The sequence below is a fragment of the Ralstonia sp. Ralssp110 genome (assembly GCF_047325135.1).
Taxonomy (GTDB): domain Bacteria; phylum Pseudomonadota; class Gammaproteobacteria; order Burkholderiales; family Burkholderiaceae; genus Ralstonia; species Ralstonia mojiangensis.
Genome location: NZ_CP168609.1, coordinates 145396 through 170378 on the forward strand (window position 1 = coordinate 145396; position 24983 = coordinate 170378).

The following is a 24983-nucleotide window of genomic DNA, read 5'->3' on the forward strand; positions in this document are numbered from 1 at the left end:
GGCCAGGATTGCTCCGGCCGCCTTTTTCGTGAGGACTGCGTTGTAGCGTTATTGCGCCTGCGTGAAGTCCAACGCGTTGGTCAGGTCGCCCATCGGCTTGTTGCCGTTGGAGACGAGCGCGGCGTCGCGTTGCTTGATACCCGGCAGCGTTGGCAGGTCGAAGCGGTGCGTGATCAGGCGCAGCACCGAAGCCGTGTCGTACTGCGTGTGGTCAACGAACCCCTTCTTGGCGAACGGCGAGACAACGATCGCCGGGATACGCGTGCCCGGGCCCCAGCGGTCAGCCTTCGGCACCGTGGCGTGGTCGTAGAAGCCGCCGTTTTCGTCATACGTCACGACGATCACCATGTTCTTCCACTGCGGGCTCTTCTGCAGTTGGGCGATCACGTTGGCGATGTGCGCGTCGCCGTCAGCCACGTTGGCATAGCCCGGGTGCTGGTTCAGGTTGCCTTGCGGCTTGTAGAACGTGACAGCGGGCAGCTTGCCTGCGGCTGCGTCTTGCAGGAAGGCGGCGTCGTAGTCGCGCAGGTGGGCCGCACGCTCAGCAGCACCGGTGCTCGTGGCCGGGTCGAAGCGGCTGAAGTAGTTGAACGGCTGGTGGTGCGGCTGGAACTGGATCGAACCGCTGTAGATCACGCTGCGCGTAGCGTTGGGGGCGTCGGCGATGGCCGCGTTCCAGGCGCCGGCGTACCAGGCCCAGTCCACGCCACGTGCCGTCAGCAGGTCACCGATGTTGGTGGTCGACTGCTTCGGCAGGGTGGTGGCCTTGGTCGGATCGGCGTAAGCCGCGTTGCCGCTGGCTACGGCGTTGCCCGACGGCTGGTACGGCGGCTGCATCGTGTTGACGGCGTACGAATTGCCGTTGCTGTCGACCGGCGTCAGGTTGCCGTCCTTCGTGGCGTTGCCATCGTCGGCCGCGCCTGCGTATGAGGTCGGCGCACCGGCCATCACCGAGCTTGCCGCCGGGATGAGCGTCGGGCTGCCGTCTGCATTCGTCTTGACGTTGGCAATGCTGCCCTTGGCCGGCGAGGTGGCGGCATTCGGGTAGACCGGCGCGCACGCGCAGATCAGGTACTGGTGGTTCAGGAACGAACCGCCGAATGCGCCCATGAAGAAGTTATCCGCCAGCGTGTATTGCTTGGCGATGTTCCACATGGTCATCTTGCTGCCGTCGTAGTAGCCCATGGTCAGGCCGCCGGCGTCGGCAAAGGCGGCGAACTTGTCGTTCTTGCCGCCGTTGATCTGCATCTGGTTTTGATAGAAGCGGTGCCACAGGTCACGCGTGATGACGTTCTGGCCGACGACCGTGCCCGTGCTGCCGAAGCCCGACGGGCTGTCGATCTGGAACATCTGATTGGGCATGTTGGCCGTGGACGCCTGCGTGATCTGCACGCTTTGGCCGGCCGCGGTCACGCCACCCCAAGTGGGCGGCAGCGTCGGCAGCACGGAGCCATCGAAGTCTTTCTGCGCAACGGCGGTGCCCGTCGAGGTCGGGTTCACACCGGGGATGCCATTGGCGCCCGGGAACAGGCCGTACAGGTTATCGAAGCCGCGGTTTTCTGCGTAGATCACCACGATCGTCTTGACGTTGTTGGCCAGCGCCATGCGCTTGGCCACGCCGTCACGCAGGCTCTTGCCGACGTCGCCGCCGTTGGTAATGGCGTCAGCGATCAGGGCGATGGCCTGGTCGATTTCAGCCTGCAGGGCAGCCTTGGTGCCAGCGTCGGTTTCCTTGTTGTGGTCTTCCAGCAGCTTGTCGATCGTCACGCCAAGGCGTGCGGCGAGCGCCGTCTTGGCGGCATTGATGTCGCCCCCGTTGCTGTCCATCAGCACAGCCAGTTCGGTCGAGATGGCGCTGACAACGGCGTTGGCACCGGCCGGTGCGCGGAACACCAGCGGCTGCGTGATGGCCGTGTGCGTACCCTTGTCCGGGTCGTTGCGGAAGGCGTCCGTGCCAATTTCCACGGTGATGGCGCCCGAGCCAGCCAGCGTGTAAGCGCCGTTCGCATCGGTGTAGGTGCTGGTCTCACCCGAATCGCACTTGCCGTTGTTGTTGGCGTCGATACAGACCTTGGCATGTTCGAAGTAGCTACCCGTCACGACGCCCGAGGTGGACGCGGAGGCATTGCTGTTCGAATCGCTGCCACCACAGGCAGACATGCTGGCCGCAACCAACGCGGTCAGCGGCAAAAGACGAAGCGCTCGGCTCATGATTTCCCTGGATTGTTGTGTGGGGGACGAAAGCGAGCCGGAGTCTGTGCTTTGTGTGTGACAAGTTGATGATGAAAACGCAGGCGTAGCGCCGATTTCGCCCCAGTTCAGCGTGATAACCATCATCAGGATGAGCAGGGGCACCACCGAACGTTTGAAGACATTTGCCACCATAGGACCTCTCCAAGGGCTGACGTGACACACGTTTGACGACATCAAAGTGTCATGGGCGCCATGCTAAGTTGCAAGGCTCCCAAAATTTCGTCTGTCGAAAATGTCCCGTGTCCTGCCCGCTGCAACGTTTTGCGTGATCGCTATGTCGGTGCTTGCGGGCGCGGTCGTCGGGTTGGGCGGCTGCGAGCGGGGCGATTCGGCGACAGCCCATGCCGCAACCATGGCGGCTTCTGCACCGGCCGCTGCGGCGCCGGCAGCGGCAGCGGCAACGGCAACGGTCGGCAAGCCAACGGTGGCACCGGCCTATGAAAAAGCCTTCTACACGATGATGGCAACGCGCCGCCCGTCGGTTCCGGCGATGACGGCATTGGGCAAGGCGCTGTTCTTCGATCCGGCTATGTCCGCCTCGGGCAAGCTGGCCTGCGCAAGTTGCCACAGCCCCACGCATGCCTATGGCCCGCCGAATGATCTGTCGGTGCAGCTTGGCGGCACGGGCATGAACAAGACCGGTGTGCGTGCCGCGCCATCGCTGCGCTATCTGCAGAATGTGCCGCCGTTCTCCGAACACTTTTATGAAAGCGACGGTAACGACTCTGAAGACCAGGGTCCGACCGGCGGCTACACATGGGACGGCCGCGTGTCGTCCACACACGGCCAGGCGCGTATTCCGCTGCTGTCGGGGCACGAGATGGCCAACGGCACGCAGGCCAGCGTTGTGGCCAAGTTGCGCAATGGCCGTCATGCACAGACGTTCCGTCAGGTGTTCGGTAACGACATTCTCGACAACGAAGACACTGCCTTCCGCGCCGCACTGATGGTGCTGGAGGTCTTCCAGGAAACGCCGTCCGAGTTCTATCCGTATGACAGCAAGTACGACGCGTTTTTGCGCAAGCAGGCGAAGCTTTCACCGCAGGAAATGCGCGGGCTGCAGGCGTTTTCCGATCCAGCCAAGGGCAATTGCGCCTCGTGCCACGTGAGCGCCATCAAGCAGGACGGTGCATTCCCGGCCTTCACCGATTTCGGCCACATTGCCGTGGGCGTTCCACGCAACCGCACGCTGGCCGCCAATGCTGATCCGAAGTTCTTCGATCTGGGCCTGTGCGGGCCTGACCGGACCGATCTGAAAGACCGCGCCGACTACTGCGGCCGCTTCCGCACGCCCTCGCTGCGCAACGTGGCGCTGCGCAAGACGTTCTTCCACAACGGCGCGGTCCATTCGCTGGAAGACGCGGTGCGCTTCTACGCCCAGCGCGACACGCAGCCGCAGAAGTGGTACCCGCGCAAGGCAGACGGCACGGTCGACAAGTTTGATGACCTGCCGCCCCAATACCGCGCCAACGTCAACATGGAGCCGCCGTTTGGCGGCAAGCCCGGCGACACGCCCGTGCTGTCCGAGGCTGATGTGCGCGACATCGTTGCCTTCCTCAAGACGCTCTCCGACGGCTACCGCCCCGTGCGGACAGCGCAATCCGGTGCCCAGGGCGGCAGCCGCGTTGCACAGCGCTGAACCGCCGGCTCCAAGCCTCGCGGCCCGTTTGTTGCAACACCTTGCGAGGGATTCCCGCAAGGCCGCGCGTGCGCTGCGGTTATCATCGGCGGATCGTCTTTTTGCTGTCTTCTACTTCCCGCTATGACCTGGCTTGCTGACCCGTCCATCTGGATCGGCCTGTTCACCCTGGTGGTGCTCGAGATTGTTCTCGGCATCGACAACCTCGTTTTCATCGCCATCCTGGTCAACAAGCTGCCGCCAGCGCTGCGAGACCGGGCCCGGATGATCGGTCTAGGCCTGGCGTTGCTGATGCGCATGGTGCTGCTGGCCGCCATGTCGTGGCTGATCGGGCTGACCAAGCCGTTGCTCACGCTGGGGCCGGTCGACCTGTCGGGCCGATCGATCATCCTGCTGCTGGGTGGTTTCTTCCTGCTGTTCAAGGCCACGTCCGAGCTGCATGAACGTCTGGACGGCCAGCCGCAGGACGAAAGCCACGGCAGCGGTCACGGCAAGTTCTGGAACGTGATCGCGCAGGTGGTGATTCTCGATGCGGTGTTCTCCATCGACTCCGTCATCACCGCCGTGGGCATGGTCAACGATTTGCCGGTGATGATGGCGGCCGTGGTGATCGCGATGGGCGCCATGCTGTTTGCTTCGCGGCCGCTGACGGAATTCGTCAACGCGCATCGCACGGTGGTGGTGTTGTGCCTGAGCTTCCTGCTGATGATCGGCTTCTCGCTCGTTGCCGAGGGCCTGGGCTTTCATATTCCGAAGGGCTATCTGTATGCCGCCATCGGCTTCTCGATCCTGATCGAGTTCTTCAACCAGGTGGCCCAGCGCAATACCGTGCGCTACGAGCGCCGGCGCCCGCTGCGCGAGCGCACTGCCGATGCCGTGCTGAGCTTGCTGGGCGACCGCCGTGGCGCGCCGGCAGAGTCTGAATCGCACGAAGCCGCTTCGCACGAGACCGGCAAGTCCGTGCCCGAGACCGTGTTCCGCCCGGAAGAGCGCAGCATGGTCAGCGGCGTGCTGGATTTGGCCGAACGTTCGGTGCGCTCGATCATGACGCCGCGCCACGATATTTCGTGGGTGGATATCGATGCCGATGCGGCCGTCACGCGCAAGTTGCTGCTGGCTGTGCCGCATAACCAGTTTCCGGTCTGCCGCGGCGGGTTGGATGACTTGGTGGGCGTTGCTCGCGCAAAGGACCTGATGGGCGATCTCGACACCCGCGGCTCAATCGACGTAGACCGCAGCGTGAAGCCTGCGCTCAAGGTGTCCGACAACATCGGCATCCTCCGCCTGATGGATCAGCTCAAGCGTGCGCGCGGGCGCATGCTGCTGGTGACCGATCCGCTGGACGTGGTGCAGGGCGTGGTGACGCCCATCGACGTGCTCGAAGCCATTGCCGGTGAATTCCCCGATGAGGACGAACGCCTGGGCGTGGTGGAAGTCAGCGATGGCTGCTGGGAAGTCGCCGGCGAGGCCGACCTGCGCCAGCTCGAAGATGTCCTGCATGTCGACTGGCTGCTCGATGAAGGCGGCGGCGCCACGAGCCTCGGTGGCTACCTTTTCAACCAGTGGGACCGCCTGCCCGAAGTAGGCGACACGCTGGTTCGCCACGACCTCCGCTTCCAGATTCTCGAAGCCGCCAGCCGCCGCATCGTGCGCGTGCGGATCGAGCGCATGGAAGATGTGACGGCACCCGAGGCGGAAGCCTAAGACGTCGTCGATGTGACCGGCCGTGGTGCACGCACCAGGCCAAGGCTGAGCACCGCCGCCAGCACGCAGGCGATGCCACTGACCTGGCGCGTGCTGACGGCCTCGCCGAGCAGCGTTGCTGCAAATATCATGGCTGCCACAGGCGCCAGCGCGGTAAACAGCGACGCCTCCGCGCCGCTCACGCGCGCGGCCCCGGCATACCACAGCACAAAACCGCCCACTGTTGGCACGATGGCGTAGTACGCCACCGCCATCAGCGCGTGCGTTGTCTGCACCGATGCGTGCAGCTGCCACGGCGCTTCCCACAGCGCGGGCGCCAGCGCCGTCAGCAAACCGAATGCACTCATCAATGCCGACAGCGCAAGCGGCGGTACGGGCGTGCGCAGGCGTTTGTTGAGCAGGATGAAGAGCCCCTCGCACACCACTGCGCCCATCACCAGCAGATTGCCCAGCAGCGGATGCGTCGCGTCGCCGTGCGGCTGCAGGGCGATGGCCAGCACGCCGGCGGTGGCCAGCCCAATCGCCCCCAGCACCGCGCGGCCGGGCCGTTCGCCCAGCAGCACGATTGCAATGAGCGCCGACATGACCGGCAGCGTCCCGATGATGACGCCCGCGTCTGCGGCAGACGTGTGCCGCAGGCCCGAAATGAGCAGCGTCGTATAGCCCACGCTGCCGGCGGCCGCCTGCAGGAAGAGCAGCACCCAGTCGCGGCGTGCAAGCACGGGCCAGCGCGAACGGGTCATGCGCATGATGACGAGGAACATCGGCAGTGCCATCGCAAAGCGCAACGCCGTCGCTGTAAAGGGCGGCAAGCCCGCCGCGATGATCTTGCTGGCCGCCACGGTGCTGCCCACCAGCACCATCGCCAGGGCAAGGTAGAGACAACCTTCGAGTCGTTTGGACATATCGCATCCTGCGTGGGTGGAAGCCGCAGGATGGGCGCACGCGATGTGCGCGTCTTGAACGAAATTGCAGCGCGAGGGTGCGGAGGATGCGGCTAGCGCGCCGCCGCCACCATGCCCGGCGATACGCCGTACTTGCGCACGAACTGCCGCGTCATGTGGCTTTGATCTGCAAAGCCGCAGGCGGCCGCCACTTCCGCCAACGGCTGCCCTTGGGCGATCAGCCGGCGCGCGAGGGCCACGCGGCGCTGCACCTGATAGGCGTGGGGCGTGAGGCCCGTGACACGGGCAAAGCCGCGCAATACCTGGAAGCGGCTCAGGCCGGTCTCGCGCGCGAGGTCGAGCAGGGAGATGGCGGCCGCGGGGTCGTCGTCGATGCGGGTGCGGGCAAGCCGGATGGCGTCGGGGGCTGTTTCAATGTGGTGGTTGGTACGGTCGTTGGCGGCGTGCAGCGCGTCTGCCAGGACGGAGAACAGCAACTGCTCGCGCAGCAGTGCATCGCTTTGCGCGGCGGGCACCGTCATCTGCGCAAACAACAGGTGCATGCGAGGGGCGAGGTCTGTGTCGTGGATGACAGGGCGGTCAAATTCAGCGTCGCCGCAGTGGCCGGGGTGCAGGTCCGTCGCCAACTCTGCGACCACGCCGGGGTCGAGGTAAAGCATGCGCCATGCGCGGCCGGCATCGCCGATGGGTGTTCCATCGTGCACTTCAAACGGATTGACCGTGATGACGTCGCCTGCGCCGGCTTCTACCGTGCCGCGTCCGCTGAATGATCTCTGCGCCCCCCGATCAACGATGCCGATGCCGAACTGGCCATGCGTGTGGCGCGGGAAGGCGTGGCCAGAATCTGCGGCGACGGCTTCCACGCCGCGCATGGCGCAGCGATGCATCGAAAACGCGAGGTTGGCCGACCGGCTGGGCAAGGGCGGTTCCTTGTGAAGGGGATACGCGAATATATGGATCTGTAGCGTGGCAGCAGCATACGCTTTCTTCGCATTTCGCTCATTTTTTGCCCACAGGCGGTTGGTATGCTGGCGCTTTCTGCGGCAGCGCGCCCGGTAAGATGAGGCCGTGCCTGCTGCCGGGCAGTGCGGGAACCGCTCCTGCTAGCGGAGCCCGGCAGCCCCTGACTGATCCATGCGCCCGTCTTTCGGTATCACCTCCAAGCTGTTCGTCGCGTTGTTCATGCTGAGCATCGTTGTTGCGCTCGCCATGGGCGCGGCGGTGCGCTGGCGCTTTGACGCCAATTTTCTCGACTACGTGAACGCGCGCGAATCCGAGCGCATGGCCGTGCTCGCGCAGGGCGTGGAGGGTGCCTACACGCAGCACGGCAACTGGGATTTCCTGCGCAACGATCGCATGGCGTGGTTCCGCCTGCTGCGCCGCGAGGGCGCCCGGGCACGCGCCAACGGCATGGGCGGCGATCGCTTCGACCTGCCACCGGGCCATCGCTTTGATCCGCTCCCACCCGGCCCGGACCGCGGCATCGACGGAGACATGCCGCCGCCGCCCGGCCCGCCTCCCGCAGGGAGCATGCCCTCGCACCCGCCCGGCGAGCCGCCGATGCCGCACTCGCCAATCTGGCTGCTTGATGCGCAGCGCAACGTCGTCATTGGAGACGGGCCGCCGCTCGGGCCGAACGCGCGATGGCAGGAACTGCACCATAACGGCCAGACCATCGGCTGGCTGGCCATGCCCCCGCGCGTGCGGGTCCCCGAGGGCGCCGACCAGGCATTCCAGGCGCAGCAGCTGCGCGCCACGTGGATCATCGCGGGGCTGTCGGTTCTGCTGGCGGCGCTGGTGGCGGTGCTGCTCGCACGCGGTCTGCTCGCTCCGATGCGCCGGCTGACGGATGCCGCACGCCGCATGGCCGATGGGGACTACGCCACCCGTGTCGACGTGCATTCGCGCGATGAACTCGGCGGGCTCGCGGCGGATTTCAACCACCTGGCAGCATCGCTGGAGGCCAACCAGAAGATGCGGCGTCAGCTCACGGCCGACATCTCGCACGAACTGCGCACGCCACTGGCCGTGCTGCGCGGTGAACTGGAAGCTCTGGAAGACGGCGTGCGCCCGCTGACGGCCACCTCGCTCGCCTCATTGCAGGCGGAGGTGGCGACGCTCAACAAGCTCATCGACGACTTGTACGAACTCTCGCTGGCCGATGTAGGCGCGCTCGCTTTCCACATGGAGCCGCTGGATCTGGCCGATACCGTGTGCAGCGCCGTGCAGGGCTTCACGCCCCGCCTGATGGAAAAGGGCATCGCGTTGCAACTGGACTTGCCGGAGGCGCCGTCGCACGAGACGCTGGTCAAGGGCGACGCGCAGCGTCTGCGGCAGGTCATGCAGAACCTGCTGGAGAACACGCTGCGCTATACCGATGCCGGCGGCACGCTGCGTGTGCACGTGCATCAGGACGGTGACTGGCAGCAGATCGACGTGCAGGACAGCGCGCCGGGCGTGCCCGAGGCGATGCTGCCGCGCATCTTCGATCGCCTGTTCCGCGTTGATGCCTCACGCAGCCGGGCGCAGGGCGGGGCTGGCCTGGGCCTGAGCCTGTGCCAGACCATCATTGCCGCACACGGCGGCACCATTGACGCCAGACATTCGCCATTGGGCGGGCTGTGGATCGCCATCCGCCTGCCTGTTCTTGATGTGCTTGATCCGCTAGCCGACCATGATTCTGATCATTGAAGACGAACCCAAGCTGGCCGCATTGATGACCGACTATCTGCGCGCCGCTCATTACGAGACCGAGTGGCTGGCCGATGGCACGCATGCCACGCAGCGCATTCGCGAGACGGCACCCGAACTCGTGCTGCTCGACCTGATGCTGCCCGGCAAGGACGGCCTGGAAATCTGCCGCGAGGTACGCGCATTCAGCGAGGTGCCCATCGTCATGGTGACGGCGCGTGTTGAAGAAATCGACCGCCTGCTCGGCCTGGAGCTGGGCGCCGACGATTACGTCTGCAAGCCTTTCAGCCCACGCGAACTGGTGGCGCGCATCAAGACCATCCTGCGCCGCGTACAGCGCGGTGGCGGCATGCCGGAATGCGCCTTGCAGATCGACGGTGCCGCCTATGCCGCCACGCTGCGCGGGCAGCGCCTCGACCTCACGCCGGTGGAGTTTCGCCTGCTGGCTGCGCTGGCGGGCGCACCGGGGCGCATTCTGTCGCGATCGAACCTGCTCGAGCAGATCTACGACGACCACCGCATCGTGACCGACCGCACGGTCGATACCCACATCAAGAACCTGCGCCGCAAGATGGAGCAGGTGAGCCCGGGCACCGACCTGATCCATTCCGTCTATGGCGTGGGTTATCGCCTTGACGCCTGAGGTTCAAGAAAACTCCTCTGTTTGCCCACCTTTGGTGCGATGTCGATGGCTACAGTGAGCGTATGGCTGGCATGTCCGGCCGACGATCTCATCAGGAGCCTCAACATGACCGCAGTGACTTCCCGCGTGGCCGGTATTGCCGCCGGACTTTTGCTCTCGTGCGCCGCGCTGGCCCAGACCGCCGGGCCCGGCGCTGATCCGCTCTCGCCCATGCCACCTATGTCACCACATGGTCCGGGCATGATGGAGCGCGGGCCAGGCATGGGCCCCGGCGGCCCGCGTGGCATGGGCCCGCATCATGGCGGCGCGCCCTTCCTGCACGGCCTGAAGCTGACCGAAGAGCAGCGCGACAAGATCTTCGCCATCGAATATGCGCAGATGCCCGAAGCGCGCGAACAGCGCAAGGCCATCGAGCACGCCCGGCGCGATCTGCATCAGATGGTGGCTTCGGGTCAGTATGACGAAGCGCGTGCGCGCAGCCTGACTGAATCGTTGGGCCGCGCCGTGGCTCGCGAAGCGCAGTTGCGCGCGCAGGCTGGCGCCAAGATCATGCAGGTGCTCACGCCGGAGCAGCGCAAGCAGATCGCCGACCGTGAGGCTCAGCGTGTGGCCGAGCTCGAGCCCGGAGAAGGCGGGCTGGAACCCGCACCGATGATGTAATTCGGGATTGGCCCAAAGATGAAATCGGTTCCCGGTCCGCAGGGCGGCCCGTGAACGGATGCCTAGCGGTAGACCACCACCGGAACATGCGCGTAGGTCAGCACCTTGCGCGTCTCGTTGCCGATCAACAGTCGTCCCATCAGGCTGCGGTGCCCGTGCGATGCCATGAAGATGACGTCGCACGCGTGCCGCTTTGCCGCATCCAGGATGCCCAGATAGGGCTCGGGAAACTGCGACACATCGCTGTCGAACTGCACGCCTTCTTCCCGGGCGCGCTCTGCAATGCGGTCGATGCAGTCCTTGGCGTGGCCCTGCACCGTTTCCATGTAGTGCGCATGCGGACACTCGCCCACGCCGGCCGAATAGGCCATGTTGGGGAATTCTTCAATGCACGTGTAGGCGGTGAGGCGGCAACCCGTGGCGCGCGCCAGCTTGAGCGCGCCGTCGATGGCCTTGCGGCACTGTTCGGAGCCGTCGGTCGGCAGGAGGATATGGGTAAACATGGCGGTCTCCATGGGGAACCCATCTCCACGTTACTGCGCCCGCCGATGCGCCTCTATCGTGGAAAACGCTAGTCCAGCGCAGCTTTTCGGCTGATATGGAGAGCCGGGCGATCGCGATGCACGGTCGTTCGCATATTGACGTGGCAGGCTACGGCCTAGCCCCGTGCCACGCCTGCCGGTAGCGCGACGGCGACGCGCCGAGCTGCAGAGCAAATCGCCGGCTGAAATGACTGGCGCTGGCAAAGCCGCAGCGCTCGGCAATCGTCGCCAGCGCAAGGGTTGTAGTGCGCAACAGCGTTTGCGCGCGCGCCATGCGTTGCTGCATCACCCACTCATGCGGCGCCACCCCGAACGATGCCCGAAACATCCGTGCGAAATGGAACTCCGACAGGTTTGCTTCTGCTGCGAGTTGCCCGAGCGACAGGGGCAGATGCAGCTCGGCATCGATACGCGCGGCAATGCGCCGGCATACGTGCGGCGCCAGTCCGCCACGTACGGCCAGCGCCCGCGTGCGGCCCTGGGTCTGCACGAGATACGACAGCGTGTCGTTGGCCAGCGCGTTGGCGCGCATGCGGTCGTCCAGGTCGGTCCAGTCGAGCTGAGCGATGTTCGCGCAGGCTTGTGCGAGATGAACATCTTCAATGAAGGTGCGGTCGTGCAGCGTGAACAGGCGGGGCTCTGCGTCGAGCAAACGTACGGCGTGCCCCGCCAACGCGTCAGGCGTGAAATACAGATGAACGAAACGCATCGGCTGCTCGATTACCCAGCTCGACTGGTGTTCGGCCGGCAGCATGCAGACGCGCCCCGGCGCACCGAACAGGTGCGGCAGATCCTGGCGGTGCGTGGTGTACCCGCCCCGCAGATAGACCGAAAGCGTGTGGTGCTCGGGCTGGATGTAGCGCGCCTCGTCGTGCTCGTTGCGCCAGATGGCGGCGGTCACCCCATCGCCCAGATTCGTCACGCGCTCGAGCGATGCGCGCGAGCCGCGTGCAAGCGTGCCGAAGACGCTCGCGTCTGCGGTTACGCGAGGGTCGGCAGGCTGAAGCGAAGGGGACTTGGGAGCGGGGCGCACGCGTTGATGTTACCAACGATGGCACCGCGATGCGATGCAAGAAGCCTGGACGCTATCCGCTGCAGAGCTGGCGCGCCACCTCGCCGGCCAGGCCCACGGCATCCACGCGTTGCCAGCCCGCATCGTTGGCGAGCTGTCGTTCGCTGACGGTCAGCGCGCCTTGATACAGCTTGGCTTGCGAGACGGAGAACTGCCGGCTGCGGCAATCGATGGTGTACAGAAAATCGGCCATGTCGCCGCGAAAGGCGCCGAACATGCGTTGCAGCGAGCGCATGCCCGAGCGGTTCGACGCTTCTACGCGCACCCATGCGCTGACCGGCCCGCTGGGCATGCGCTGGATGCTTCCGACGTCGAGCGATGCGTAGCTGTCCGGTTGATCGGCCAGCCTGATCCAGCGCTCCGCACCGGCCACCGGCATGGACAGCGCTGCCAGCGCCGCCAGCATGCCGGCCATGACACGGTGTGCGAAGACGAAGGGTGTCATCGCGGCTTGCCACCCGGTACAGGGATGGCAATGGAGTCGGAATGGCTGCAGGCCATCATCACGCCCGCCTTGTCCACGTCGATCATCACGGTGCCCGGCTTATCGGCCGTGCTCGGCGTGGCAGCCAGGCTGCCCGACAGGCGCCGCATGATCGCTTGGCAGGTCGGGGCGGTAGAGGCAACCGTCGTCGCCTTGGTTGTCTTAGCGGCCGGAATCGGTGCGGGCGGGGCAGCAGCAACGGGTGGCCGGCTGGGGGCAGGCACAACTGCGGCCGCGGGCGGCGTTGAAGCGTGTGCGCGCGGCAACGCAACAAGGACGGCCAGCACGCTCACGGCAATCAGCAACCGCGTCGTGCGCCGTGAAAGCGATCCAGTGGGGGGAGACAGAGACGGCATGACAGTCCAGGAACGGGCATCCAAATTGCGCCTGCTAGGTCACGGAACAGGCGCGCTCTTTCGACCAGTAACGGCACGCCGCGCCCGAACTTGACGCGGCAATCTGCCTCATGAGCCACTCCGACGTGATTTTGCCTGCGCAAAATGCTTCATGTGAACCGACATAATCTGGCAGCTTGGAACATTCTTGCCAATGTAGCGACCAACCGATACGCCGGGGAGATTTTTCCGGCATCGTCTGCATCGTGAAACGAACCGCCCATAAGGCTCGCACATGCAGGCGATGTAAGCAGGCGGGATAAGCAGCACAGGGGTTCGTGCAGTGCCAAAACAAATGGGTCGGCGGAAATGAAAATGGGACGAAATATCCGGTCTTTTCCGCCCTTTGTTTTTCCAAGGGGGCAACTATGATTCACAACATGGCGATGCGATGCAGCTTTGCCTCGCTTGCCTCATGGGTCGGTTCTCCTCTCTGGAACAGATCGACACGGTCCAGAGATTTCAACCCGCGCCTCGTCAACTGAGCGCGGGTTTTTTCTTGGGGCATGCAACGTAGGACGGCCGCCACACGCCCGTCAGGGGTATCGCACGCAGCACCCTTCAGTTTTCTGCCGGCGCGCCGTTGTGGTTAGGGTCGAGACACGTGTAGTCTCCCTCTCGCTTTCCCATTGCCACTGCTGTTGCTGTTATCGCTCAAGCCATCGCATTGCCCATGACCCAGTTTCTTCCGGCCCAGGCCGGAGCCTCTCCTGCAGACGTTGCGCTGGGCCCCCAGGCCGCGCAACGTCCGGTGGCGGCCATGGTCGGGGCGATGACTGATGTGCGTGGTACCGATTTCGATGCGCTGTCACGGCTGTCGTCCGACGCGGTATTGCTGACCGTGGACGGGCGCCTCGTGCGAGCCAACCCGGCAGCCGCCCGCTTGCTGGGCGCGCAGGATCCAGCGCAACTGGCCGGCCTGCAACTCGCCGGCCTGATTCATCCTGATGACGTTGCCCAGGTGGTTCCGCGCCTGGCGGGCATGGTGAGCAGCGGCGTCTCTGCACAGCCGGTCGAACACCGTCTGGTGCGCGCCGACTACACGCACGTGCTGGTTGCCAGCGAAGCCGCCGCGTGCGAGCACGAGGGGCAGCCCGCCGTCATGATCGTGCTGCGCGAAGCCGTGTCGCGCCATGCGTTGGAGCGCCACGCCGTACAGGCTCGCGCCGAAGCACTGCATGCGCGCCGCCTGCTCGCTTCGGAGAATGCCGTGCTTGCGCAACTTGCCTCCAATGCGACGCTGTCGACGGTGCTGCGCCATCTGTGCCTGTACGTCGAGCAGGTCTACCCGAATGCCATGTCGGCGCTGCTGCTGCTGGACGCCGACTCCCAGACCCTGAGTGTGGCCGCCGCGCCTACGCTGCCCGCGGCCTATGCCGCCACGCTGGAAAACACACCAGTCGGCCCCGATGTTGGCGCATGCGGTTGCGCCGTATTCCTGGGTGACGCCGTTTTCATCGACAACATTGCGACCGACCCGCGCTGGCAGCGTGAGCGCACGGCGGCGCTGGCGGCGGGCTTTGCTTCTGCCTGGGCGTTGCCGATCCGTTCATCGCGCGGGGACAAGCTTGGTGTGCTCGCGTTGTTCTATCGACAACCGTGCATGCCCGTGGAAGAAGAACAGCATTTCCTCGACGACGTCACGCACCTGGCAGGCGTTGCCATTCAGAAGGACAACGTCGAGCGCGGCCTGGCCGAAAGCGAAGAACGCTATCGCCTGGCGATCTCGAACCTGCACGAAGGCGTCGTCATCATGTCGCCGGACGGTGTGGTGCAGGCCGCCAACGCCAGCGCCGAGCGCATCCTGCGCGTGCGTCCTGGGCAGCTTGTCGGGCGTAACCGGCTCGACCCGATTCAACGCGTCGTGGATGAAGACGGCAAGGAAATCGGTTCGACCATGATGCCGTCCGGGCAGGTTCTGCGCACTGGCGAACCCATCTTCGGCCGCGTGTATGGGCTGTTGCTCAAGACGGGCGAGCTGATGTGGGTGCGGCAGAACATCATTCCCATTCGTCGTCACGCCGAGCCCACGCCCAGTAGCGTGATGCTGTCGTTTGCCGATATCACCGACATCAAGCGCGCCGAGCAGCGCCTGCGCCATCTGGCCGCGCACGATGCGCTGACAGGGCTGACCAACCGCAGCTTCTTCATCGCACACCTGGAAAGCGCCATTGAGAGCGCACGCGACGAGAGCCGCGAACTGGCGCTTTTCTTCCTTGACCTCGACCGCTTTAAAAGCGTGAACGACACCGCCGGCCATGCCTGCGGCGACACGCTGCTGCAAAGCGCCGCCGCCCGCCTGACCGATTGCATCGGCCCTGGCGACATGATCGCCCGCCTGGGCGGCGACGAATTCGTCATCCTGATCGACCAGCGTGTCGAAGGAAAGCGCATCGCGCTGCTGGCCGAACGTTTGCTGCAGGCCATGCGCGAGCCGTTCGATACTGTCAACGGACGGTATTACTTAGGCGTGTCGATTGGCGTGGCGCTGTATCCGCACGACGGCATCTCGGGTTCCGACCTGCTGCGTTCGGCCGATGCCGCCATGTACCGCGCCAAGCAGAATGGCCGCAACCGCGCGCAGTTCTACACGGCTGAACTGAACGCCCGCCTGCAACGCCGCTACATGCTGGAAAACGCGCTGCGCGATGCGCGCGAGAACAACGAACTGCAGCTCGTCTATCAGCCCAAATACGACCTGGCCAGCCATCGCATCGTCGGCGCCGAGGCACTGCTGCGCTGGAACAGCGCCAAGCTCGGGGCGATCTCGCCGGTGGAGTTCATCCCGGTGGCGGAAGAGACCGGTCTGATTGTGCCGATTGGCGCATGGGTCTTGCGCCGCGCCTGCGAGCAGGCCGTGATCTGGTACGAAGCGCTGGGCTATGACTTCCGCATGGCGGTCAACCTGTCGGCGCGCCAGTTCCAGGCCGGCGACGTGGTGCCCATGATCGAGCAGACGCTGGCCGACACCGGGCTGCCGCCAACCGCGCTCGAAGTGGAAATTACCGAAAGCCTGCTGATGGGCGGTGCGGATGAAGTGCGCCCCATGTTCGATGCGCTCACCGCGCAGGGCATCCGGATCTCCATCGACGATTTCGGTACCGGGTATTCATCGTTGTCGTATCTGCAGCGCTTCCCGATCAGCAACGTGAAGATCGACCGCTCGTTCATCACCGGCATTCCGGGCGATCCGGATTCCGTGGCGCTGACGGAGGCCATCGTCGCCATGGCGCGCGCCCTGGGCATGACCGTCACCGCCGAAGGTGTGGAAGACGCCGACCAGGTGGAGTTTCTTGCCAAGGCGGGCTGCCAGGAAATCCAGGGTTACTACATCGGCAAGCCCGTCACGGCCGAGGGTTTCGACCGTTTGCTGCGGGCGCACCTGTCGGTGGTGGATGCCGGCGTACGCGCGGCGCTGGGCTGACCGCCCGGCCGGCTGCATGGCTGACTGAGCCGTTCACACCGGGGTTTCTGCCGTTCGTCGCAATCCGCTCCCGCGTGCGGGGGCCGGCACCTAAGCTGGCGTCATTCCAACAGGGAGACCGCCATGCTCGAATCGATCGCCTCCATCGTTTCGCACACGCCCACCTGGGTGTTCGTCGTGTTTGCCGTGCTGATCGCCATCGGGGTGCGTCAGATGCAGCCCCGCATCGTGTCGCGCCGCCGCCTGATCGTACTGCCGCTGGTGGTGGCCGCGTATTCGCTTTACGGTGTGTCGATGGCAAGCCATGGCAGCGCGCTGGCGCTCACGATGTGGCTGGTGGCCGTTCTGATGGCATTCCTGCTGACGTACATGTCGCCGCCCAACGGCGCCGTGTCCGAAACTGCCGACACCGTGCGCGTGCCCGGAAGCTGGGTGCCGATGGTGGTGGTCGTGGGTCTGTTCGCGTCCCGCTATGCCTACAACGTGATGCTGGCGATGCATCCGGAAGTCTCGCACTCCGGCAGTTTCATGGCGCTGTTCAGCGCGCTGTTCGGCTTCCTGGGTGGCCTGCTGCTCTCGCGCTCGGTGCTGCTGCATGTGCGTACGCCGCGCCTGGCGGCGGCTTGAGCCAGCGAATCGGTGTTAACACGTTAACATCCTGCATGTTGCAATCTCCATCCAAGACGGGACGACATGCTGGAACTCGACGGCACCATCTGGCTGCGCGCCGGTGAAGACAACTGGGGCGGGCGTGGCCGGATCGAACTGTTGGCTGCCATCGGGCAGACCGGCTCCATCACCGCAGGCGCAAAAGCGGTAGGTCTTTCCTACAAGGCCGCGTGGGACGCCATCGACACCATGAACAACCTGGCCGGCGAGCCGCTGGTGGTGCGCACCACGGGCGGCAAGGGCGGTGGCGGCAGTGTGCTGACGCCGCGCGCGCAACGGCTGATCGAGAGCTTTCGCGCGCTGGAAACCGAACACCGTCGCTTTGTCGAGCGCCTGGATGCCGCCGCGCAAGCCGCCAGTGAAGACGTCAACCTGCTGCGCCGCCTGATGCTGCGCACGAGCGCGCGCAATGCGCTGTTCGGCACGGTCGAATCGGTCGCACCGGGCGTTGTCAACGATGTGGTGACGCTGCGTCTGCCCGGCGGCCAGGCTGTCGCCGCCACCATCACGCAGGAAAGCACGCGCGTGCTGGGGTTGGCGCCGGGCGTGCAGGCCGTCGCGCTCATCAAGGCGCCTGCTGTGATGCTGATGCGTGGCGCCGGCGAGTGGCGCGTCTCGGCAGAAAACCAGTTGCCATGCGTGGTCACGGAAATCCGCGATGGCGCGGTGCAGGCCGAAGTGCGCCTGCGCCTGCTGGATGCGAACGCTGCGTTGGCGGGAGAAACGGTGCTGGTGGCCATGCTCTCGCGTACCGCTGTGGAAACACTGGCGCTCGCCGAAGGCGTGGAAGCCGTGGCCGTCTTTGAGGCGTCGAGCGTGATCCTGGGATTGGCTTAAGCCTTCATGACGCCCAAAACCCTGTTGATCGTCTACCACTCAATGACGGGCGGTGCGCGCCAGATGGCTGAGGCCGCGCAGGCGGGTGCCGCGGAAGAGGGCGGCGTTGCCGTGCGGTTGCTGCACGCGGCGCAGACTGGCCCCGACGATGTGCTGGCGGCGGACGGCTATCTCTTCGCGACACCGGAAAACCTCGCGGCCATCAGCGGACAGCTCAAGGATTTTTTCGACCGCTGCTATTACCCGATGCTCGACCGTATCAACGGCCGGCCATACGCATGCCTGATCTGTGCAGGCAGCGATGGCCAGAACGCGGTGCGCCAGATTGAGCGCATTGCCACCGGCTGGCGGCTCAAGGCCGTGGCCGGACCGCTCATCGTCTGCACGCATGCGCAAACGCCCGAGGCCATCCTGGCTCTCAAGCACATCGGGGCAGACGATCTGGAGCGCTGCCGCACCCTCGGGCAGGCCATGGCAACCGGGCTCGCGTTAGGCGTTTTCTAGCGGTTCAGCACCGCCGTCAGATGCGGATACGGCGATAGCGGCGCCGCATCGGGCGCGCGCACGGCATCGGCCACGACGCGGCCATCGCGCAGCTCGAATACGTGGTCTCCGAAGATCTCCACATCGGCCGGATCGTGCGTGATCATCAGCATCGGCACCTGCAGCCGCGCTTGCAGGGCAGACAGCTCGGAACGCATGCGCGTGCGCAGCGCCGGGTCCAGTGCGGCAAAGGGCTCGTCTAACAGCAGCATGGACGGCTCGGCGATCAGCGCGCGGGCCAGCGCCACACGCTGGCGCTGCCCGCCGGAAATCTGCGTCGGGTAATTGGCGGCGACGGCGCCTAGCTCGAATGTGTCGATCCACTGCTGCACGCGAGGGTCGCGTGTGCGGCGGGGCGGGTTGAACCACCCGCGCTTGAGTCCGAACGCGATGTTCTGCGCCACCGTCAAGTGGTTGAAGAGCGCGTAGTCCTGGAAGAGGTAGCCGACGCGGCGTTCCTGCGCGCTCAGGTTGATGCTCTCGGCGTGGTCGAACAGCGTACGGCCGTTCAGCACGATGCGGCCGCGCTCGGGCGTCATGAGGCCGGCAATGGCGCGCAAGGTGAGGCTCTTGCCAGCGCCCGACGGCCCGTACAGCACCACGCGCCGGCTGTCCGAGCGTACGGCAATGTCCAGCGAGAACACACGCGCCGCGCTGGTGAGCGTTTTCTGCACGACGAGGTCGATCATGCCGCCGCTCATGCCAGTTGCTCCTGCAGGCTGGGCGCGCGCCCTTGCAGCAGCCGGCTGGCAACCACCAGCACTACGATGCAGGTGAGTGAGGTGATCAGCACCAGCGTATTGGCCGTGGCGTCGTCGCCGGCCTGCACGGCTTCGTAGATAGCCACGGAAAGCGTCTGCGTGCGGCCCGGCAGGTTGCCGGCAATCATGAGCGTGGCACCAAATTCGCCCAATGCACGCGCAAAGGCCAGCAGCACGCCAGCGGCAATGCCGCGTGCGGCCAGCGGCAGCGTGACGCGAAAGAACACGGCAGCCTCCGGCAGGCCCAGCACACGCGCCGCATTTTCCAGTTGGTGATCCACGCCTTCAAAGGCAGCGCGTGCGGATTTCATGACCAGCGGAAACGCCACCACCGTGGAGGCAATCACCGCACCCTGCCACGTAAAGACGAGCTGAATCCCGAGGCTGTCGAGCCACCCCCCGATCGTGCCGCGCCGGCCCAGCAGCACCAGCAGGTAATAACCGAGCACCGTGGGCGGCAGTACGAGGGGCAGCGTCAGGATTGAGTCGATGACGTCGCGCAGGCGATTGCGCGTGCGCGCGAGCGCGTAAGCCGCGCCCACGCCCAGCACGAGGTTCAGGACGGTCGCCCAGCCGGCCACCTTGAGTGAGAGCAGCAGAGGCGTCCAGATGGAAGCGGACATGCGGATACGTTGCGAAGGTGCGGTTGGCTGGCCGGATGATTCCCGCAAACCACGAGGTGACGCGTTGGGCGCCGGCGACAGATTGGGTTAATTATTCGCAATATAGGGTTGGATATAACGCACGGTCAATCCTGACACAATGATGTCCGGCATGCCGCAAGGGGCATGGATGCGCCGTCCTGCCACCGCTGTCAGCGGCGTCCTCCGCTGCGTTGCAACATAAGCCACGTCGATGGTGGGGCACTAAAAAGTTTTGTTGGACAACCTTGCCGTCGGCTTGCAACAATGCGCCAAAACGTAGGCCGGACGTCGCTTTTCACGATCCATGCCCAGCGGTGCTCAGGGTCACCGCACAGCAAATGTCATCCCCCGGGGGGGAAACAGTCTTGGCTATGGCCGGAAGCTTTCCGGCGGCCAAGCAGGTGTTTCCAACATGACCGGAGGACGGCAATGGCCGCCGCACATCGCTCAGATGGTTTGCAGGCAGTACGTTTCCCCCGCGCCGAAGACGTGGCGCTGCTGATGGACATGCGCACCGCGCTCAAGGGGGCGGACGCGCAGTCCGGTGTTTCCACCTGCCCAGGCGCTTCCCTCCAGCTCGACCTGGATGCGCTGTCCCCGAAGGCGGACAGCGCATCGCTACCCGGGCACGCCGATTCCCTGGCCGCGCGCACCGCAGCAGACGATGCCGCCAATGGCGATCGCTTCTTCGTGCCGCTGCCGTCCGGCACGGACGTTGTTCCCGTGGACGAGCACGCGCTGCTGTTCGAGCCCGCGCCTGCACAGCCGGGTCGCCTGCGCCTGGCTGCCGAACTGCAGGCCGCACGCGGGGTGGCCGAGCGCGCACGCATTGTGTCCGGGCTGATGGGGCTGATGGGTTTTTCGTCCCTCACCTACGCGCTGACCGAGCGCCACGAAAACGCGCCGCCCACGGTGGCCATGCTCAAGAACTACGTGGCGCCGCGGTTCCTGCAGCGCTATTGCGACGAGCGTCTGTTCACTGTCGACCCGCGCCTGCCCGCGGTGTTTGCCACCGGCATGCCGCTGGTGTGGGATCTGGCATCGCTGGCGCGCGGCCAGGCGCGCATGGAGCCCACAATGCGCGCGCTGCTGCAGGCGATGGACGAACACGGCCTGCGCAGCGGCGTGATGTTCAGCCTGGGCGCGGGCAAGGGCATGAACCATGCAATCGTCAGCCTCAGCTCGCCGCATGCAGGGCGGGAATGGATCAGCGACAGTGTGCTTGGCCAGTCGATCCTCTTTGGCATGGCGCTGCATCAGGTTTGGCGGGCGCCACTGCAAACGTTCACGCGCAACACGTGCGTATCCGGTGAAGAGGCACCGCTCACCGTCATGCAAAGCCGTGTGCTGACGTGCCTGGCCGCGGGCATGAGCGACAAGGAAATCGCCATCAAACTGCACACCACGGCGCACAACGTTGATTACCACTTGCGCCTGATTCGCCGCCGCTACGGCGCGACCAACCGCGCTCAGCTGGCCTACATTGCGGGCCGCCTGAACCTGATCTGACGGGGGGAAGGGGCGATGTGGAAGCTGCCGCGCGGCGTTCAGCGCGGCAGTGCCACGCAGCGCAGGCACGACGCGCCGTCGGCGCGATTGCACGCAACGATCATCACCTGCCGGCCGGTCTGGCCCGTGCACGCGCTGCCGGTCAGCACCCGTGGTTGCGCTGGTGCAGAGGCGGGGCGGGGTGCCCTTGCAGCCGGCGTAGCGCCGCCGGCGGGCACGACAGGAATCGGCTCGATTCGCCCACCGGCAGCGTCGGGCACGATGGCAGGCACGTCGCCAGCGTTGGCGACAACCTTCTGCACATAGCCATGGCGGAAGCCGGTCTCGAAATTGCCGCTGTAGTAGCACGACAGTGCCGCGCGCAACGCCTGCTGCTGATCTCCGTAGCGCGGCAATGAGCGTGCAAAGCACTCGGCGAGGATGGTGCCGCCTGCACGCAAGTTGCGGCAGGCGTCGAACGCGGTTTCCAGTGTCTCGCCAAAGCGCGCAAGGTTGTAGCGGTTGACCTGCCCGAGCCCGACACTGAAGTTGTAGCCTTGGCGCTCCAGTGAACGCGCGGTTGCGACGGCTTCTTCCAGCGTGGCCGGTTGGCGCACAAGCCTGCCGCCCACCACGCCGATCGCATACGGGTTGTAGGCAGACTCCGTGCGCACCAGCGCTTCGAGCGTGAGGCGATCAACGCGTGGCGCGCATGTGGCAGCCAGCGTGGCGAAGGCGCGCGCATCAATGCGTGGCCCCGCTACGGCAGACGTGGCTGCCATGCAGACCCCAAACGCCATGGCGGCAACGATAAAAGCACTGACACGCATGGTCGCCACCTCTATCGATAAGACAGCACGAGCCCGTGCACCAGGACCGACCAGCCATCGAGCATCACGAACAGCAGCAGCTTGAACGGCACCGAGATGGTGGTCGGCGCAATCATCTGCATGCCTAAGGCCAGCAACAGGTTGGCCACCACCAAGTCGACCACCACGAAGATGATGTAGAGCACGAAGCCCACCTGGAACGCCTTGATCAGCTCGGTGAGGGTGAAACTCGGCACGAGCACCGTCAGGTCGTCGTTCTTGAGGCCGGCGGCGCGCTCCTTGGGCCAGATGCTCGTGGCGGATTTGACGAAGAAGTTGCGCTCCGATTCCAGCGTATGGGTCTCCAGGAATTTCTTCACCGGCGGCTGCGCGGCATCGAGGATGGCGATCACGTCGTCCACGCTCATCTGGCTGCTCAGGTTGAAGTTGCGCCCGCGCAGGTTGTCGACCATGTCCATGCCGACCGGCGCCATGATGAACACCGTCAGGATCAGCGCGATGCCGTTGAGCACGATGTTGGGCGGTACCTGCTGAATGCCCAGCGCCGAGCGCAGCAGGCCAAACACCACCACCAGCTTGGTGTAGCTCGTGACCATGAGCGCGGCAAAGGGCGCGATGCCCAGCGCCGCCACCACGGCAATCATCGCTACGGGATTGGGCAGGTTTCCCATTGGGTGTGTCGAGTGTGTCGATGCGTTGTTCTTGTTGAGGGAGGGGCGTTAGTTATGCCTGCCCCGGTGCCGCCTGACCGATGAAGCGCGACACGCGCACACCGAGCCGGTTGCCGACCGCAATCAGGTGGCCTTCGCCAACCGGCATGCCATTGGCCAGGATGCGGATGACAGCCTGATTGAGCGGCTGCGCCAGCTCCATGACCGTGCCGGGCCGTAACGCACGCAGTTCGGCCAATGACAGCCGCCGCTCTTCCAGCTCGAAAGTGGTGACCAGTTCGATGTCGTCCAGGCTGTCGGTGGGAAGCGGGCGCGCGGAGGGTTCCGTGCCGGATGCAGCGGTATTGGGGGCTGGGTTCTCTGTTGTCATCGGCTTTTCCTCTACGGTTTCCACGACGATGCGGTTGCCTTGCACTTGCCCGAAAACACGCAGGTGTAGTTGCCCCCGCACGCGGGCCACGCAGCGCAGCGCATTGCCTGCGGGCAGCCATTTTTCGATGCGCACGATGTCGCCCAGCGCAATGCTGGCAAAGTCGCGGCGCGACAGAAAAGTGGCGCCCAGCTCGAAGCGCAGCGGCACCTGCGTGCCCATGAACGCGGCCAGCGGAATGGGCTCCGCGGCCAACTCCGGCGGGCACAGTTCGGCTAGCACCTGCGGCGCGTCGAACAGCAGACCGGCGCGCGCCAGCCACGGCGCGGCACCGTCCCCGACGGATTCGTCATCGCGGCGGGTGATCATCATCTGCAGGACGTCTGGCCGGTCCAGCCGTACGTCGGGCGAGGCGGTCTCTGGCAACCACATAAGCGCGCGTCCGCTGCGTTGCTCGATGGCCCGAGTGAGCGGTGCCAGAACGTCGGCCAGCACGGCGCAGCGCAGGGCTTGCGGCACGTGCGCATCTGCGGCGTCGGCCAGCCATGCACGTTCAGCGGCGGCATCGAGCAGCAGCCAGCCCGGGGCATCGCCCAACGTGAAGCGGTAGGCCTGTGCCGCAGCCTGCACGGCATGCGCTTCGCAACGCGCTTCGTAGGGCATGTTCCCTACGGAAAACGGTAGTGCCGCGCGCGCCAGATACAGGCGCGACAGCGCACGCGCCAGTGTCTGGTCCACAGCGGAGAGCATGCGTGCGTCGAGCGTATTCATGTCATGAACATGCGCCCGGCCATATAGGCCAGCTGCACGCGGTTCTGTGCACCGTATTTCTTCTTGAGCTGACGCAGGTGATAGTCGACGTTGTGCGGCGACATGTTGAGCTGCTCGGCAATCGCCTTGTCCGACAACCCGCTGGTGATGAATTCCAGAATCTGCCGTTGCACCTGCGTGAGCGCACGCGCGTGCGTGTCTTCATGCAATGGCTTGGCGTGCTGCATGAGAAATTCATGCAGGCCCAGCCCTACGGCATAGGCTTGGCCGACCACGTTGTCGGCAATCCAGCCCTTGGCGTTATTGCCCGATCCAAAGCAGATGACGCTGTGTTCCAGGCTGCGTGGGCTGACGACGCCGAAGCTGATGCCGCTGCGCAGGCCGGAGCGTTCCGCGTCTTGCAGCAGGCGGTGCAGGCGGTCCGCATCCGCCGGCGCGGTAAGCGTGGCGCCCAGGTCGGCCAGGTCCCACACGAGGGGCCATTCGTGGCGCAGCGCAAAGGCCAGGCGCGGGTCGATTTCAAAGTAGCGCTCTTCGATGTAGCGCTTGGGCCAGTTCGGCGGGGAATACGCACGGAAGTACAGCACGCGCGTAATCGATTCACCAATGCGTGTCAGCCGGTAGTAGCAGAGCCAGTCGAAGCCGATGCTGCGCAAGACGGCGCGCAGCAGCAATTGCCGTTCCTGCGCACCGTGCGCGGCCCGCAGATCCTGGGCGGTTTCAGAGAAGGACTCGGCGCGCGCCATCGCACCCAGGCGGATCGATTCGGCATCGACCACGATGTGTTCTTCGCCAAACAGGATCGGCGCGCGGACATCGCCGGCACCCACATTCGAAGCAGTCAACCGTGGCCTCTCGCGTGGCAAGTGAATGCACTCACTGTAGTGGCGTGCACACACCACGATGAACTACCGAAAAGCGTAGTCGACCCCGAAACTTCGTCAGAGATTGGCCGCTCGACTACGAGTTTCAGCGTTGAGCGGACAG

The 24983-nt window shown here is 65.2% G+C and carries 23 protein-coding genes; 10 read left to right on the plus strand and 13 right to left on the minus strand.

Translation table 11 applies throughout. The features are described from left to right. Nucleotides 1–48: 48 nt before the first annotated feature. Nucleotides 49–2211, minus strand: coding sequence for an acid phosphatase (acpA, locus tag ACEN9T_RS01325; protein ID WP_413706194.1), 2163 nt, complete (start codon nucleotides 2209–2211; stop codon nucleotides 49–51). A 274-nt stretch (nucleotides 2212–2485) separates the two neighbouring features. Between acpA and ACEN9T_RS01330 the strand changes: the two genes are divergently transcribed. Beyond that, nucleotides 2486–3892, plus strand: coding sequence for a cytochrome-c peroxidase (locus ACEN9T_RS01330; RefSeq protein ID WP_413706195.1), 1407 nt, complete (start codon nucleotides 2486–2488; stop codon nucleotides 3890–3892). A gap of 123 nt (nucleotides 3893–4015) precedes the next feature. Beyond that, complete coding sequence (locus ACEN9T_RS01335; RefSeq protein WP_413706196.1) at nucleotides 4016–5596, plus strand: TerC family protein; 1581 nt, start codon at nucleotides 4016–4018, stop codon at nucleotides 5594–5596. Here ACEN9T_RS01335 and ACEN9T_RS01340 read toward each other — a convergent pair. Together ACEN9T_RS01340 and ACEN9T_RS01345 are read right to left on the minus strand one after the other, a co-directional pair. Next, complete coding sequence (locus ACEN9T_RS01340; RefSeq protein WP_413706197.1) at nucleotides 5593–6501, minus strand: DMT family transporter; 909 nt, start codon at nucleotides 6499–6501, stop codon at nucleotides 5593–5595. The two genes, ACEN9T_RS01335 and ACEN9T_RS01340, sit on opposite strands and share 4 nt — an antisense overlap. Before the next feature lie 92 nt (nucleotides 6502–6593). Beyond that, a complete protein-coding gene (locus ACEN9T_RS01345; protein WP_413706582.1) occupies nucleotides 6594–7373 on the minus strand; it encodes an AraC family transcriptional regulator in 780 nt (259 codons plus the stop codon). A 262-nt stretch (nucleotides 7374–7635) separates the two neighbouring features. Here ACEN9T_RS01345 and ACEN9T_RS01350 point away from each other — a divergent pair, with 262 nt between their 5' ends. From ACEN9T_RS01350 to ACEN9T_RS01360, 3 genes are all read left to right on the plus strand, one after another. Continuing rightward, entirely contained in the window at nucleotides 7636–9192 is a 1557-nt protein-coding gene (locus tag ACEN9T_RS01350; protein ID WP_413706198.1) for an ATP-binding protein, read from the plus strand. After that, nucleotides 9176–9835 (plus strand): response regulator, encoded by a 660-nt coding sequence (locus ACEN9T_RS01355; RefSeq protein WP_413706199.1) that lies wholly within the window; start codon nucleotides 9176–9178, stop codon nucleotides 9833–9835. The genes ACEN9T_RS01350 and ACEN9T_RS01355 overlap by 17 nt, the downstream gene beginning before the upstream one ends. Before the next feature lie 105 nt (nucleotides 9836–9940). After that, nucleotides 9941–10495 carry a Spy/CpxP family protein refolding chaperone gene (locus ACEN9T_RS01360; protein ID WP_092971989.1) on the plus strand — a complete coding sequence of 185 codons (555 nt, stop codon included), beginning with the start codon at nucleotides 9941–9943 and terminating at the stop codon, nucleotides 10493–10495. A gap of 62 nt (nucleotides 10496–10557) precedes the next feature. On the opposite strand, the gene ACEN9T_RS01365 is transcribed toward ACEN9T_RS01360, so the two are convergent. The 4 genes from ACEN9T_RS01365 to ACEN9T_RS01380 form a co-directional block, all read right to left on the minus strand. Then, nucleotides 10558–10998 carry a universal stress protein gene (locus ACEN9T_RS01365; protein ID WP_092972309.1) on the minus strand — a complete coding sequence of 147 codons (441 nt, stop codon included), beginning with the start codon at nucleotides 10996–10998 and terminating at the stop codon, nucleotides 10558–10560. Between the two features lie 148 nt (nucleotides 10999–11146). Then, on the minus strand, nucleotides 11147–12070 hold the full coding sequence (locus ACEN9T_RS01370) for a helix-turn-helix domain-containing protein (RefSeq protein ID WP_413706200.1): 924 nt from the start codon (nucleotides 12068–12070) through the stop codon (nucleotides 11147–11149). 52 nt (nucleotides 12071–12122) lie between these two features. Beyond that, nucleotides 12123–12554: a hypothetical protein gene (locus tag ACEN9T_RS01375; protein ID WP_092971987.1), complete on the minus strand. Its 432-nt coding sequence runs from the start codon at nucleotides 12552–12554 to the stop codon at nucleotides 12123–12125. Then, complete coding sequence (locus ACEN9T_RS01380; RefSeq protein WP_092971986.1) at nucleotides 12551–12949, minus strand: glycoprotein; 399 nt, start codon at nucleotides 12947–12949, stop codon at nucleotides 12551–12553. The genes ACEN9T_RS01375 and ACEN9T_RS01380 overlap by 4 nt, the downstream gene beginning before the upstream one ends. 712 nt (nucleotides 12950–13661) lie before the next feature. Between ACEN9T_RS01380 and ACEN9T_RS01385 the strand changes: the two genes are divergently transcribed. The 4 genes from ACEN9T_RS01385 (at nucleotide 13662) to ACEN9T_RS01400 (ending at nucleotide 18422) form a co-directional block, all read left to right on the plus strand. Next, nucleotides 13662–16412, plus strand: coding sequence for an EAL domain-containing protein (locus ACEN9T_RS01385; RefSeq protein ID WP_092971985.1), 2751 nt, complete (start codon nucleotides 13662–13664; stop codon nucleotides 16410–16412). Nucleotides 16413–16535: 123 nt separating this feature from the next. Further along, nucleotides 16536–17039: a DUF6622 family protein gene (locus ACEN9T_RS01390; RefSeq protein WP_413706201.1), complete on the plus strand. Its 504-nt coding sequence runs from the start codon at nucleotides 16536–16538 to the stop codon at nucleotides 17037–17039. Nucleotides 17040–17105: 66 nt separating this feature from the next. Then, nucleotides 17106–17918: a TOBE domain-containing protein gene (locus tag ACEN9T_RS01395; RefSeq protein ID WP_413706202.1), complete on the plus strand. Its 813-nt coding sequence runs from the start codon at nucleotides 17106–17108 to the stop codon at nucleotides 17916–17918. A 6-nt stretch (nucleotides 17919–17924) separates the two neighbouring features. Then, a complete protein-coding gene (locus ACEN9T_RS01400) occupies nucleotides 17925–18422 on the plus strand; it encodes a flavodoxin family protein (RefSeq protein ID WP_413706203.1) in 498 nt (165 codons plus the stop codon). On the opposite strand, the gene ACEN9T_RS01405 is transcribed toward ACEN9T_RS01400, so the two are convergent. Both ACEN9T_RS01405 and modB read right to left on the minus strand, forming a co-directional pair. Beyond that, nucleotides 18419–19162 (minus strand): ABC transporter ATP-binding protein, encoded by a 744-nt coding sequence (locus tag ACEN9T_RS01405; protein WP_092971981.1) that lies wholly within the window; start codon nucleotides 19160–19162, stop codon nucleotides 18419–18421. The genes ACEN9T_RS01400 and ACEN9T_RS01405 overlap by 4 nt on opposite strands. Beyond that, on the minus strand, nucleotides 19159–19845 hold the full coding sequence (modB, locus tag ACEN9T_RS01410; protein ID WP_092971980.1) for a molybdate ABC transporter permease subunit: 687 nt from the start codon (nucleotides 19843–19845) through the stop codon (nucleotides 19159–19161). The genes ACEN9T_RS01405 and modB overlap by 4 nt, the downstream gene beginning before the upstream one ends. Before the next feature lie 450 nt (nucleotides 19846–20295). On the opposite strand from modB, the gene ACEN9T_RS01415 reads away from it, so the two are divergent. Further along, nucleotides 20296–21375: a helix-turn-helix transcriptional regulator gene (locus tag ACEN9T_RS01415; protein ID WP_175537119.1), complete on the plus strand. Its 1080-nt coding sequence runs from the start codon at nucleotides 20296–20298 to the stop codon at nucleotides 21373–21375. A gap of 38 nt (nucleotides 21376–21413) precedes the next feature. On the opposite strand, the gene ACEN9T_RS01420 is transcribed toward ACEN9T_RS01415, so the two are convergent. The 4 genes from ACEN9T_RS01420 to ACEN9T_RS01435 are packed head-to-tail and all read right to left on the minus strand — an operon-like array spanning nucleotide 21414 to nucleotide 24841. Continuing rightward, nucleotides 21414–22184 carry a lytic transglycosylase domain-containing protein gene (locus ACEN9T_RS01420; RefSeq protein WP_413706204.1) on the minus strand — a complete coding sequence of 257 codons (771 nt, stop codon included), beginning with the start codon at nucleotides 22182–22184 and terminating at the stop codon, nucleotides 21414–21416. 11 nt (nucleotides 22185–22195) lie between these two features. Beyond that, a complete protein-coding gene (gene sctR / locus ACEN9T_RS01425) occupies nucleotides 22196–22855 on the minus strand; it encodes a type III secretion system export apparatus subunit SctR (RefSeq protein ID WP_092971978.1) in 660 nt (219 codons plus the stop codon). A 52-nt stretch (nucleotides 22856–22907) separates the two neighbouring features. Beyond that, nucleotides 22908–23996, minus strand: coding sequence for a type III secretion system cytoplasmic ring protein SctQ (sctQ, locus tag ACEN9T_RS01430; protein WP_413706205.1), 1089 nt, complete (start codon nucleotides 23994–23996; stop codon nucleotides 22908–22910). Continuing rightward, nucleotides 23993–24841, minus strand: a complete 849-nt coding sequence (locus ACEN9T_RS01435) for a helix-turn-helix transcriptional regulator (protein ID WP_413706206.1) — start codon at nucleotides 24839–24841, stop codon at nucleotides 23993–23995. The genes sctQ and ACEN9T_RS01435 overlap by 4 nt, the downstream gene beginning before the upstream one ends. Between the last annotated feature and the right edge of the window lie 142 nt (nucleotides 24842–24983).